Annotated in this window: 12 protein-coding genes; 10 read left to right on the forward strand and 2 right to left on the reverse strand. The window is 44.2% G+C overall.

Going from position 1 to position 13352, the window contains the following annotated elements:
- The first annotated feature begins 136 nt into the window (after positions 1 to 136).
- The gene (gene fusA, locus AB4405_RS10660) at positions 137 to 2152 is read left to right on the forward strand and encodes an elongation factor G (RefSeq protein WP_372060759.1); all 2016 of its coding nucleotides are present in this window, start codon (positions 137 to 139) and stop codon (positions 2150 to 2152) included.
- A 73-nt stretch (positions 2153 to 2225) separates the two neighbouring features.
- Here the strand turns inward: fusA and AB4405_RS10665 are convergent, their stop codons facing one another.
- Positions 2226 to 2849 carry a trimeric intracellular cation channel family protein gene (locus tag AB4405_RS10665; protein WP_372060760.1) on the reverse strand — a complete coding sequence of 208 codons (624 nt, stop codon included), beginning with the start codon at positions 2847 to 2849 and terminating at the stop codon, positions 2226 to 2228.
- A gap of 212 nt (positions 2850 to 3061) precedes the next feature.
- Here AB4405_RS10665 and AB4405_RS10670 point away from each other — a divergent pair, with 212 nt between their 5' ends.
- The 3 genes from AB4405_RS10670 to AB4405_RS10680 all read left to right on the forward strand — a co-directional run bounded on the left by AB4405_RS10670 (position 3062) and on the right by AB4405_RS10680 (position 4522).
- Positions 3062 to 3589, forward strand: a complete 528-nt coding sequence (locus AB4405_RS10670) for an elongation factor P hydroxylase (RefSeq protein ID WP_372060971.1) — start codon at positions 3062 to 3064, stop codon at positions 3587 to 3589.
- A gap of 26 nt (positions 3590 to 3615) precedes the next feature.
- Positions 3616 to 3879, forward strand: a complete 264-nt coding sequence (locus tag AB4405_RS10675) for a YfcL family protein (protein WP_372060761.1) — start codon at positions 3616 to 3618, stop codon at positions 3877 to 3879.
- Between the two features lie 115 nt (positions 3880 to 3994).
- Positions 3995 to 4522, forward strand: a complete 528-nt coding sequence (locus tag AB4405_RS10680; RefSeq protein ID WP_372060762.1) for an NADPH-dependent FMN reductase — start codon at positions 3995 to 3997, stop codon at positions 4520 to 4522.
- A 191-nt stretch (positions 4523 to 4713) separates the two neighbouring features.
- On the opposite strand, the gene AB4405_RS10685 is transcribed toward AB4405_RS10680, so the two are convergent.
- Complete coding sequence (locus AB4405_RS10685) at positions 4714 to 5430, reverse strand: cation transporter (RefSeq protein ID WP_102467680.1); 717 nt, start codon at positions 5428 to 5430, stop codon at positions 4714 to 4716.
- A gap of 596 nt (positions 5431 to 6026) precedes the next feature.
- Between AB4405_RS10685 and AB4405_RS10690 the strand changes: the two genes are divergently transcribed.
- The 6 genes from AB4405_RS10690 to oppF all read left to right on the forward strand — a co-directional run bounded on the left by AB4405_RS10690 (position 6027) and on the right by oppF (position 13234).
- Positions 6027 to 6863, forward strand: coding sequence for a helix-turn-helix transcriptional regulator (locus AB4405_RS10690; RefSeq protein ID WP_372060763.1), 837 nt, complete (start codon positions 6027 to 6029; stop codon positions 6861 to 6863).
- A gap of 810 nt (positions 6864 to 7673) precedes the next feature.
- Entirely contained in the window at positions 7674 to 9305 is a 1632-nt protein-coding gene (locus AB4405_RS10695) for an ABC transporter substrate-binding protein (protein WP_102467682.1), read from the forward strand.
- Between the two features lie 99 nt (positions 9306 to 9404).
- The gene (gene oppB / locus AB4405_RS10700) at positions 9405 to 10325 is read left to right on the forward strand and encodes an oligopeptide ABC transporter permease OppB (protein ID WP_372060764.1); all 921 of its coding nucleotides are present in this window, start codon (positions 9405 to 9407) and stop codon (positions 10323 to 10325) included.
- Positions 10326 to 10340: 15 nt separating this feature from the next.
- Positions 10341 to 11243 (forward strand): oligopeptide ABC transporter permease OppC, encoded by a 903-nt coding sequence (oppC, locus tag AB4405_RS10705; RefSeq protein ID WP_372060972.1) that lies wholly within the window; start codon positions 10341 to 10343, stop codon positions 11241 to 11243.
- Positions 11244 to 11264: 21 nt separating this feature from the next.
- Positions 11265 to 12236, forward strand: coding sequence for an ABC transporter ATP-binding protein (locus AB4405_RS10710; RefSeq protein WP_102467684.1), 972 nt, complete (start codon positions 11265 to 11267; stop codon positions 12234 to 12236).
- Positions 12233 to 13234, forward strand: a complete 1002-nt coding sequence (oppF, locus tag AB4405_RS10715) for a murein tripeptide/oligopeptide ABC transporter ATP binding protein OppF (protein ID WP_372060765.1) — start codon at positions 12233 to 12235, stop codon at positions 13232 to 13234. Before AB4405_RS10710 ends, oppF begins: the two co-directional genes overlap by 4 nt.
- Positions 13235 to 13352: the final 118 nt, after the last annotated feature.

The following is a 13352-nucleotide window of genomic DNA, read 5'->3' on the forward strand; positions in this document are numbered from 1 at the left end:
GGGTCAGACTATCTACTCCGGTGACAAGGAGGTGCTTCTTGAGTAGAGGAATCCAAAAAATGACATGGAAGACGAGAAGGCGGGAAACCGCCGACTCGACGTGTACACGTGTTTTCTATCATTTAAGGAGCCTGTTATGTCCCATTATGAAATCAGAAATATTGCCTTTATTGGCCAAACCGGTACCGGTAAAACCAGCTTAATCGAACGCTTGCTTTTCGAATCGCACTCCAGCTCACACTTGGGGCACGTTGAAGATGGCGACACAATCACCGATTTTGATGACCAGTCTATTCATTATCAACACAGTGTTGAAGCTACCCCTATTTCTCTAACGTGGAATAAGCACCGTATCAACCTCATCGACACTCCGGGGCAAACGGAACTGATGGGCAGAACGCTCAGTATTTTCCCTGCGGTCGAAGCGACGGCACTGGTCCTTGATGCAAGCACCCCGATCAATCAAGTGTCTGAACAGCTTTTTGCTTTTGCTAACCAACAGCGTAAGTGTCAGATGATCATCATTAATAAAATTGACGCACATCCAGAGCGGTTGATGGCATACCTTGATGAAATAGAGCAACGTTTTGGTGCGCAGTGTTTACCCATCAATCTTCCATCGGATAAACCCGCAGAGGTTGTCGATTGTTATTTTGAACCCAACATTGAGCGAGCGACGCTATTTAGTAGTGTTGATGAATCGTACGAGTTGCTGGTGGACCAAGTTGTTGAGATGGATGAATCCTTAATGGAGGTCTATTTAGAGCAAGGCTCGGAGCTATCGGCAGAGCAACTTCACGATCCGTTTGAAGAAGCTTTACGGACAGGGCATGTCATACCGATCTGTTTTGTGTCTTCGGACACAGGAGCAGGCTGTGATTTATTGCTGCGTACATTAGCTGAAATTATGCCAATGCCTGATGAAGGGAATCCGCCATTGTTAGAAAAACATGGCCAGTCAGTGGCGATTAATTGTGATAAGCGTGATCATACCGTCGCGCATGTCTATAAAGTCAGCGTCGACCCTTACCTTGGCAAAATTGCTTATATTCGAGTCTTCCAAGGGGAGATTACCGCCGGTAGCCAACTCTATGTGGGTGAGAATAATAAGGCTTTTAAGGTAGGACATTTATACTCATTGCAAGGGAAAAAACGTCAAGAGATTGCGTCTTGTAAAGCTGGTGGACTATGCGTGATGGTGAAAGTGGATGAGTTGGCTTTCGATTCGTTGATTCATGACTCCCATGACGAAGACGGCGTGAAATTTCGCACCCTGTTGTTTCCTGAGTCCATGTACAGTTTAGCTATGACGCCAACGAAGCGTGGGGATGAACAGAAACTTTCCGATGTTCTGACGAAAATTTTGGCTGAGGATCCTTCTCTTAAGTTGGAACATCGTGCCGCAACAAACGAAACGGTGTTGAGTGGCCAGGGTGAGTTTCACCTCACCATTGCACTAGAAAAAATGGAGAAGGTCTACAAGCTCAACGTCGATACTCATCAACCCAGTGTCGAGTATTTTGAGACCATTACTCGCCCAGCAGACGCGCGATACCGGCATAAAAAGCAAAGTGGTGGCGCTGGACAGTTTGGCGAGGTGTCGTTATCGGTTACGCCTTTAGAACGTGGTAAAGGGTTTTCCTTCATTAATAAGGTGGTCGGGGCTTCCATTCCAACCTCATTGATACCGGCAGTTGAAAAAGGTATTCGCCAGGCACTGGAAGAAGGGGCGATTTCGGGGAACCCTATCCGAGACATAGAAGTGACGCTTCATGAAGGCAAATATCACTCTGTTGATTCCAAAGAAATTGCGTTTGTGATTGCCGGTAAAAAAGCATTTTTAGACGCAGTCAGGTCAGCGGGTCCTATTGTATTGGAGCCGATAGTTGACCTTGCATTGGACATTCCCATGTCCTGTGTTGGTGACGTGACCGGCGATTTGTCGGGCAACAGGGGGTTGATTGTAGGCACTGAGCAGACGGGGTACACCACCACGCGGTTGCAAGCAAAGTCGCCGGTTAATGAACTGCAAGATTATTCTCGTCGCTTGAAAGCGTTAACCGGAGGTGAGGGGCGTTTTAGTATGACGCTGAGTCACTATGAGCCTGCACCAGCCTCGGTTCAAAATCGCGTATGTGCAGAGAGTGACTAACTCAAGTAAAGGTCTCGTTACGTTTTGACGAGACCTTTATTCGTTTTAAGCCCCAGGCACCAATGAGTCACGTCTAATGGATGGCTTCTTCGGTATCTAACTTGAAATTAGGAAGTCGCCATTTAAAGCGCACGGCTGCCATGCGCAATGTATAACCTACGACAATGGTGATTATTGTTGTTGGCAGTGTATTAAAACCAAGCTCTAGTAGCCCCAAATAGAGACACGCTGCGACAACGGAAACTAAGGCGTATAGCTCTTGATGAAGAACTAACGGGGTTTGTCGGCAGATAAGATCACGTAGTAATCCTCCAAATACACCCGTGACTAACCCTGAAACGATGCAAATAAAAGGGTGCAATTCCATACTCAGGCCCACGTTAGTCCCGATAATCGTGAAAACAACTAACCCCAGTGCATCGAGTCGAATAAAGACGCCTTTCAGTTTAATTATCCATTTGGCAAGCCCAGTGGTTAGGACGCCTGCAATACAGGTGATGACCAAAAACTCTGGGTTTTTTACCCAACCTAGTGGGTAGTGACCCAGCAGAATATCTCTTACCGTCCCTCCGCCAATAGCGGTCGCACTGGCAACAAGCATGACACCAAACCAGTCCATGTTACGTCGGCCCGCAGAGAGCGCTCCTGTCATCGCTTCGGCCGTAATACCAATAATGTACAAAACACTGAGTAACATGATATGAATCTCAAAAGAAAAAGATGCGCTAGTGTAGGGGGGATAAGTGTTGTTGACGAATGAAATTAACTACAACGGAAACGTTTTACCGATAAATAAAACTAATGAATAAAAGAGAAATAAACAAGAAAGAACAAAAGACAGATAGAGACTTTACCTTATTGCCAATTCCATAGACAATATGGCCCTAATATTTGCAGTATAAAATGACCATGCAGCACCAATATCAAGACTTAATAACGATTTTTAACCAGACTTTCAGCGACTATAATACCGTTCTAGAGTTGGGTGGCGATGAGCCGATCTATCTGCCAGCCGATAACACCTACGAATACCATCGTATTATATTTGCCCGCGGTTTTTATGCTTCGGCGCTACATGAGATCGCACACTGGTGTGTGGCTGGTCCACAGAGGCGACTACTGGAAGATTTCGGTTATTGGTATGAACCCGATGGTCGTACTGAACAAGTCCAATCTGAATTTGAAAAAGTTGAGATTCGTCCACAAGCCTATGAATGGATTTTAGCAACCAGTGCTGGTTTTCCATTTTCAGTAAGCTGCGATAACTTAAATGGTGATGTCGAACCTGATCGGTTGGTGTTCATGCAAAAAGTGAAAGATGAATTAGATAAAATATTGCAAGAAGGGCTGCCAGTTCGAGTGGCACAGCTTTCGCTTGCGCTCAGGCAGCATTACGGTACCCCAGAATTAACCAGTGAACAGTTTATTGTTCGTTGAACGACACAATTAGGACAACGTTTTATATGATTATTGAATACGAAGAACAGCTTATCGAAATTATTGACGCACGAATCCAAGAAGCGTCAGACGACGAGTTGTTTGCTGGGGGCTACCTACGCGGACACATTTCGCTATCTACGGCTTCTTGTGAGGAAGAAGAGATCGACGATATTGCAATATTGAAGGCTCGTATCCAAGTAAGCTTAGATGAAGCAAAATCAGAATTAAGCCCGTCAGATCGAACCATCGTTAATGCACTCTGGGCTGAACTGCAAGCGCTGGTTTAACCTTGTTCGAAAATATTGAATGACTTAGTGAGATTTTCTAGCTTGTTGATTTTTGTTAGTGGACTAATCTATTAACAAATAGAAGCAAGCAGCAATAAGAATATAAGGAATCATCATGAAAGTTATCGCATTTGGCGCAAGCACTAGTAGTACATCTATTAACAAATCACTTGCGACGTACGCCGCAAACCAAATTGAAGGAGCTGATGTTGAAGTGCTTGATATCAATCAGTATGAAGTTCCTCTTTTTAGCGAAGACAAAGAGAAAGAGATCGGACAAGCTGATGGCGCTAAACAGTTTCTAGAAGCGATTGCTCAGGCTGACGCTCTAGTCATCTCATATGCAGAGCACAATGGTCATTTTCCAGCGGCTTATAAGAACTTGTTTGATTGGGCGACACGTATTGAACGTGAAGTCTTTGCTGGAAAACCTGCTGTGTACTTATCGACTTCACCGGGACCGGGTGGGGCTGCAAATGTGTTGGCCGCCGCTTTGAATTCAGCGCCATATTTTGGTGGTAATGTAAAAGCGAGTCTTTCTGTACCAAGTTTTTATGACAACTTTGACGTTGAGAATGGTGACGTTCTTAATGCTGAAATCAAACAACAACTGCAGCAAGCTGTTGCCACGTTAGTTGAGTAGCAACAGAACAAGAGATGTTAAACGAGTCTCTTGTTGTAGCAATTGAGTCGCGATAAACACAAAAAGCCACCTCGGGGAGAGGTGGCTTTTTGTGTTATATATTCACAGTTCTATTCTTTATTAACCGCTAGCGACTGGCTCGATCCCTCTCACCTAGTCATTCGCATATTTTTAAAAGCGTACTGAAATCATCATGCTTTATGGCCAGTGATGGAGACCATGGTTTTATTGGTTCGTAATTGCTTAAGAGCACTTTTTGCTAACTTAATTGGCTCTGGCGAGATGACCGCGATGATAACAAGAAGTATCAAGTTGTCGGCCATGGCACCAATCGAGCTTTGCCCTATTGAAATACTTGAAATTGCTTGGATGTTGATGACTGCAATATAAATAAACATCACGCCAATGAGTAAGAAAGCATTCACTTTAGCGTTAAGTGTTTCTGCTGTTAAGAGAGAGCTTTGCCCGTTGACTTTACGATTAGCGCGAGCATAAAGGAACCATAAAACGCAGTAAAAAAGGCCAATACCAAGGAAGTACATAGCAAATAGGTCAGCGTTAGGAAGAGATACTGTCGCCCCACCATAGAGAAGAACAAGCGTTTCTGCAGCGCCGACTAAGGCAAGCAGCAACACAAGGACTAAAAGGCTTGCGCGAAATAATACATAGTAATTCTCAGGGTTACTTTCACCTTCGGGCACTTTTGCGTAATGCTTCGCAACCACGCGAGAGACCATAATTGCCCCAAGTGTGCAGGTAGCCGATAGCGTTGAGAATAACGCATCGACGAAGACTAAGTTTGAGTCTACGTAATTTGGGCCCATCATAACGTAACCAGCAATTGCCATTATACAGAACATGACAAAGCCAGCGACCATAGCTTGATTTTCTACTTGTGTGACTTTCATAACCAATTCCTTGTCTCTAAGATATATTTTTATCAGCTATTCCATGATGTGCTGAATGGACTTTTTGCCATAGTCCCCCTTTGGGTTACAGGTTTGTTAAATTTGTTTAGATTGTGTTTGTTGTGATGGTTTTTATTGTTGCCTACATCGCGAACTAAAGACAAAGGTAACGCTATTTGCTTGAACTCAAATGGTGTTTAAAAGCGACGGTAATGGTGCTTTGGGGTTGTTACCCTAGGGCTCGGCCTTTAAATTATTTGCATAACAAGCCTGTTAATAGATAAGCGTGATGAGGAGCGGGGCGGAATCCGATGCTGGGTCGAGTCGAGTTGGTTATCGAAGTAGGCTTATTTTATAAAATTCGAATTAAAACTGTGATGGATGCTATCAAAAATCGTTATTGTCCTTTTTGATGTTAATTATATTTGCCAGTATGTAAGAAATATTTACTTACATTCGCTCTTGATCCGAAGAACTAATAGGTTGGCTGTCGCTCTTTGATTGAAGCGAATAGGTTGGAGGGGGAAGCGTTGAGGTACGCCACTAATCGTGGTAAATCCTTATTGATAGAATGGCAATGACAATAAGGAGTGTCTATGTCCTTACCTATAGAAGGTTGGCAAGTGTTTAGTGACAAGTACCCAAGTGTGGTAACGGCCATTGGGGAGGCTGAATTTCTGTCAGAGTTATCGAAGCTTGTGACTCAAATTATTGGTTATGAAAGCCTAGTGGTGATGGGATTTAACCAAGGTCAACCCCCTGTCATGATCTATAACGATTCAGATTACTTCTGTGACGAGGTGAAAAACAAAGAGTTGCTCAATACGTTAGTTCTTGATCCCTTTTATCAGCTGATAAGGGCGGGCATTAAAGATGGAATTTACAAGCTTGACGACATTGCACCCGATGAATTTTATACCAGCGATTACTACCAACAGGTGTATAAGCAAACTGGGTTAAAGAAAGAGGTTGGGATGTTGATACAGTGTTCCGCAGAATTTAATGTTGTGCTATCACTCGGACTTCGTGAGCAAGAAGCGGTGTCTTGCGATGAAAAGTCTCGCCTCGATATTTATTTTGAACTCATTCAGGCTGCCGTGAGTAAGCATTTTAAAATGAGCAATAATGAAGAACGAACCATCGGCCATCAACTCAACGATATTTTTAGCAATTTCGGTAAGGACTTTTTGAGTGAGCGAGAATGTCAGGTCACGCAACTTGTGCTGCAAGGCTATTCGACGAAGGCGATCGCTCCTTTATTGGAGGTCAGTACGGAAACGGTTAAAGTGTATCGAAAGCGAATACATAATAAGTTAAAGATATCGTCACAATCCGAGCTGTTCTCCCTTTTTCTGGAGGCGGCTTCGTCAGTGCCATCTGACAGTAACATTGATCCTTTGACGGTATATTTTGGTGGGAAACATGTTCACTAACCACTCAGTATGTCCCCTGAATGGGTTATGGAAGTAAATGTTAAAAATATTTAACATTTACTTGTGTTGATGATGCGCAAAGTAGCAACGCTTTCTCGTCATATAATACATCTCCTTATCTGAGATTGCGCTAGAGCCGCGCAAACCTCCAGTTACCCCAGTCTTTTTGGTAGTCAAAGGCTGGGTTTTTTTTGCTTTCTTGTTTGTTAAGTGCAAGTGGTGTAAAAAATAATGCCCAAAAATGATGTGATATTGAATTCTAGAAGGTCGTTACTGATTTAGTGGCTCATTAATCTGCGTGATAATCTCTATTCTCAGCGTACCAATTAAACGGTGCAGTCCGAAAAATTTGTGACCTTTATCGAGTAAAAAAAAAGACTTTCTATTTGATGTGATAAATATCACATTTAGGTTTATTTTGACACTTGAACATTCTGTACAAAGGGTAGAATGAGGGTTAATTGTTAAATAAGTGTAGATATATATGGTGTATTGTTCTAAAAAACTTGTTCTTTTAAGAATTTTAAATAACCACTTTTGTCTATCTAGCACTTTGTAGCGATAAGTTTTAAAGGATTAGCGATATTTCAGGGTAATCTGCTGGTTATTCGAGCAAACAGGCTTGTTATGCCATTTCTGTTACAAATTAATGGCAAATTACTTTGAAGGTTGGTAATGTGAACCGCAATCTTTGTATGGATTTAGATTTTTGTGCTCATTGTTGAAGCTAAATTAATCTAAAATGCTGTCCGTTCTAGCAAATATACGAAGACGTCATGGATGCAATAAAAATTACTTGGAGTTAGATGCATGTATAAGAACAAAATCACTCAAGCCCTTCTTCTAGGCGCGAGTATGGCAGTGGCTGCCACCTCTTTTTCGTCGCTTGCCGCAGACGTTCCTGCTGGCACAAAACTAGCAGATAAACAAGAGCTTGTACGTGGTAATGGTACAGAAGTAGCAACACTTGATCCGCACAAATCTCAAGGCGTTCCAGAATCACATGTTATTCGTGATCTTCTAGAAGGCTTGGTCAACCAAGATGCAAACGGCAAAACTATCCCCGGTGTTGCTAAGTCTTGGGAAACGGAAGACAACAAAACGTTTATATTCCATCTTCGTGATGACGCGAAGTGGTCTAACGGCGACCCTGTAACCGCCAATGACTTTGTATTCAGCTTCCAACGTGCAGTTGACCCTAAAACGGCTTCTCCGTACGCTTGGTATATGGAATACACCAAGATGGCGAATGCAAAAGACATCGTTGCTGGTAAGAAAGACAAGAGTGAGCTAGGTGTTAAGGCACTGGATGACCATACATTACAAGTGTCTTTGGATACTGCGGTTCCTTATTTTGTAATGATGATGGGTCACACAACGGTTAAGCCTGTTCACCAAGCAACGGTCGAAAAATTTGGTGACCAATGGACGAAGCCAGAAAACTTCGTAGGTAACGGCGCATTTGTACCAAACAAATGGGTAGTAAACGAGCGTCTAGAGCTTGTTAAGAGCGATACATATTGGGATAAAGATAAGACAGTATTGACCAAGGTAACGTTCCTACCAATTGAAAACCAAGTAGCGGAAATGAACCGTTTCTTGTCTGGTGAATTAGATTTCACTTACGAAGTACCGAATGAGCACTTCCGTCGCCTACAAAAAGAATACCCACAAGACGTTGCTATCAAAGGTAACCTTTGTACTTATTACTACCAATTTAATGCACAAAAAGCACCGTTCGACGACGTTCGCGTTCGTAAAGCGATGTCTTATGCAATGGACCGCGATATCATCTCTAAAGCGATCCTTGGCCAAGGCCAAAAACCTGCTTATTTCTTAACGCCTGAAATCACAGCGGGATTTGATCCGGTGACTCCAGCTTACGGTCAGTTGACGCAAAAAGAGCGTGTTGCAGAAGCAAAACGTCTCCTTGAAGAAGCCGGCTACTCGAAGAGTAACCCTCTAGAATTTGATCTTTTGTACAACACGTCTGAAAACCACAAGAAGATTGCGGTAGCCATTGCTTCAATGTGGAAAAAAGAACTGGGTATCAATGCAAAACTTGAGAACCAAGAGTGGAAATCGTACCTAGACAGTAAAGATACAGGTAACTTTGACGTTGCACGTGCTGGCTGGTGTGGTGACTACAATGAAGCTTCTTCATTCTTAACTCTAATGGTGAGCGCTAACACAACAGCGGGTCAGCACTACAAGAGTGCAGAGTACGATGCGGTGATCGAAAAAGCACTGGCTTCTACTTCTGAAGAAGAGCGTACTAAGCTTTATATCGACGCTGAAAAACTACTCGCGAAAGACATGCCTATCGCACCAATCTATCAGTACGTGACGACTCGTCTCGTGTCACCTGAGCTTGGTGGTTACCCTGAAGGTAACGCTGAAGATAAGATCTATTCTAAAGATCTCTACATCAAAGCTAAATAAAACCCTATAAAAAATATAACGATATAAGACACTGTGTGTGCGAAAGCACACGCAGGGTCTCTTCTATTTTAAATTGTCACAGACTGGATGAGTGAGTTTATGCTTAAATTCATTATGAAACGGATATTCGAAGCAATCCCAACCTTGTTGGTGCTTATTACCGTATCTTTCTTCCTGATGCGTTTTGCACCAGGTAACCCTTTTTCAAGTGAGCGTCCCCTTCCTCCGGAAGTGATGGCGAACATTGAAGCAAAATATGGTCTTGATAAGCCTGTGTTTGAGCAGTACACCACGTACTTGACGAACATTCTACAAGGTGACTTTGGTCCTTCCTTCAAATATCAAGATTACACCGTAAATGAGCTGATTGCCGTGGCACTGCCTGTGTCTGCAAAAGTTGGTTTTATTGCCTTTATATTCACCGTGATCATGGGGGTAAGCGTCGGCACTATTGCCGCCTTGAAGCATAATACCTGGGTCGACTACACCATAATGTCGACCGCCATGCTCGGGGTGGTGATGCCATCCTTCGTGTTGGCACCCGCATTGATCTACCTATTTTCGCTCCATTGGAATATCTTTCCAGCAGGCGGCTGGCACGATGGCGGCATGAAGTACATCGTCTTACCTGTGATGGCAATGTCGTTGCTTTACGTGGCAACGTTTGCCCGTATCACTCGTGGCAGCATGATTGAAACACTGAACAGTAACTTTATCCGTACTGCTCGCGCGAAAGGGTTGAGCTACCGTTACATCGTTCTCAAGCATGCTTTAAAACCTGCATTGCTCCCGGTTGTTTCTTACATGGGACCTGCGTTTGTTGGCATCATCACCGGTTCAGTAGTGGTTGAAACGATCTTTGGCTTACCCGGTATCGGTAAACTGTTTGTGAACGCTGCCTTTAACCGCGACTACTCGCTAGTAATGGGAGTCACCATTTTGATTGGTTTCCTATTCATTCTTTTCAACGCTATCGTTGATATTTTACTGGCGATGATTGACCCGAAAATTCGTTACTAAGGGAGTGCGGTAATGATGTTAACGAAAAAAGAAAACTTGGAAGCGATTGAAAAATTTTCCGAGAATCTAGAAATTGAAGGCCGCAGTTTGTGGCAAGACGCTCGTATTCGTTTTATGCGTAATAAAGCGGCGATGGTCAGTCTATTTATTCTGACTTTAATGACGCTAGCGGTGATTTTCTTACCGATGTTTGCTCAGCACGCGTTTGATGATACCGATTGGTATGCGATGCACGCTGCGCCGAGCGCCGATCACTGGTTTGGTACCGACAGCTTGGGTCGCGACTTGTACACACGTACGCTAATCGGTGGACGAATCTCGCTGATGGTCGGTATCTTGGGGGCGTTTGTTGCGGTATTAATTGGTACCTTGTACGGCGCAACGTCGGGATTCATCGGCGGTCGTGTCGATCGTATCATGATGCGTATCCTGGAGATCCTATACGCGGTGCCTTTCATGTTCCTTGTGATTGTACTAGTGACATTCTTTGGACGAAATATCGTTCTAATCTTTGTGGCGATAGGGGCCATTGCGTGGCTGGATATGGCGCGTATTGTTCGTGGACAAACACTCAGCCTGCGTAATAAAGAGTTTATCGAAGCGGCGTATGTTTCTGGTGTGAGTAACTGGAAAATCATTACAAAGCACATTGTTCCAAACGTATTGGGTATCGTTGCGGTGTATTCAACGCTGCTGATTCCAAGCATGATTTTGACGGAATCTTTCCTTTCTTTCCTTGGCTTAGGTGTTCAAGAACCCATGACAAGTTGGGGCGCGCTTCTTCAAGAAGGCTCTCAAACCATGGAAGTGGCGATTTGGCAGTTGATTTACCCTGCCATCTTTATGGTCGTGACCTTGTTCTGCTTCAACTATGTGGGCGATGGTCTTCGTGACGCGCTTGATCCAAAAGACAGATAAGAATTAGAGAAAGGAAACAATATGAGCTTATTAGATGTCAAAGATCTGCGAGTCGAATTTACCACGCAAGATGGTATTGTTACCGCAGTTAACGATTTAAATTTCTCACTAAACCAAGGTGAAACCTTAGGTATTGTGGGTGAGTCAGGGTCAGGTAAATCGCAAACGGTTTTTGCGATTATGGGCCTACTGGCCAAAAACGGTATTATTTCTGGCAGTGCAAAGTTTGAAGGCAACGAGATTCTAAATCTGCCTGAAAAGGCCTTGAACAAGGTGCGCGCTGAACAAATTGCCATGATTTTCCAAGACCCGATGACGTCGCTCAACCCTTATATGAAGGTGAGTGACCAGTTGATGGAAGTGCTTATGCTTCACAAAGGCATGGGAAAATCAGAAGCATTTGAAGAATCGGTACGCATGCTTGAAGCAGTAAAAATCCCTGAGGCTCGCAAGCGTATTACCATGTACCCTCATGAGTTCTCCGGTGGTATGCGCCAACGTGTCATGATTGCTATGGCGTTGTTGTGTCGCCCTAAACTGCTTATCGCCGATGAACCAACCACCGCATTAGATGTGACCGTTCAAGCACAAATCATGGATTTGCTTAACGAGCTTAAAAGCGAATTTAATACCGCTATCATCATGATCACCCACGATCTGGGTGTTGTGGCAGGATCGTGTGACAAGGTATTGGTGATGTACGCTGGTCGTACCATGGAATATGGGACGGTTGACGAAATATTTTACCAGCCGACGCACCCGTATGCAGAAGGTCTTCTTAAAGCGATTCCACGTCTCGATAGCGTAGAAGCGGTGCTACCGACCATACCGGGCAACCCACCCAACCTGCTGCGTCTGCCAACAGGCTGTCCTTACCAAGAGCGTTGCCATCGAGTGACCGATCGTTGCCGTAAAGAAGCACCGATACTGACGAGCTTTGGGCAAGATCGCCAACGCGCGTGTTTTTCTGATTGGGAGACTTGGGTACGATGAACGCTATTTCAAATAATAAATCTCTACTGCTTGATGTTAAGAACCTCAAGGTACATTTCAGCATTGCATCTAAATCTTCGTGGCCATGGTCAAAACCTGCCAATCTAAAGGCGGTCGATGGTATCGATGTTCACCTTTACGAGGGCGAAACCTTAGGCGTTGTTGGTGAGTCAGGCTGTGGAAAATCGACGTTTGCTCGCGCGATTATTGGCTTGGTTGAAGCAACGGAAGGCGAAGTCATGTGGTTAGGTCAAGACCTGACTAAGATGGAAGCGGTTCAGCGCCGTGAAACGCGCAAAGAGATTCAGATGATTTTCCAAGATCCCCTGGCATCATTGAATCCACGTATGAGCGTTGGTGATATCATCGCCGAGCCTCTACAAACATTTTATCCGCAACTATCTAAGCAAGAAGTGAAGGATCAAGTGAAGGAAATGATGACGAAAGTAGGCTTGTTGCCTAACGTGATCAACCGTTATCCTCACGAATTTTCTGGCGGTCAGTGTCAACGTATCGGGATTGCTCGAGCCTTGATTCTGAAACCCAAAATGATCATCTGTGATGAGCCGGTTTCAGCGCTTGATGTGTCGATTCAAGCACAAGTGGTTAACCTACTTAAAGAGCTACAAACGGAATTAGGCTTGAGCCTAGTGTTCATTGCGCATGACCTGTCGGTAGTGAAACATATCTCTGACCGTGTTCTAGTGATGTATTTAGGTAACGCTGTTGAACTCGGTGAAGCCGATGCTTTGTTTGCTGACCCTAAGCACCCTTATACGCGCGCGCTAATGTCTGCAGTACCGATCCCGGATCCAAGACTGGAGCGTTCTAAAACCATTCAAATGTTGGAAGGGGACTTGCCGTCGCCGATTAACCCACCGTCTGGTTGTGTATTTAGGACTCGTTGCCCTCAAGCAACGGAACAGTGTGCTCAGCAAAAGCCGACCATTCAAGGCTCAGATGTGCACGCCGTGTCTTGCCTTAACGTTTCGGTCTAGTTCGCTCTATTTTCGCAGTAGCGTCGCTATGTCGCTTAAGCGTTATGAACAGCAAAGACAATAATTTCAGCCTGTGACAGGCCTAAGCGCGACATCAATTTGAGTCGCGCTTTTTTTG

Source organism: Vibrio sp. 10N.261.51.F12, assembly GCF_041471725.1.
Taxonomy (GTDB): domain Bacteria; phylum Pseudomonadota; class Gammaproteobacteria; order Enterobacterales; family Vibrionaceae; genus Vibrio.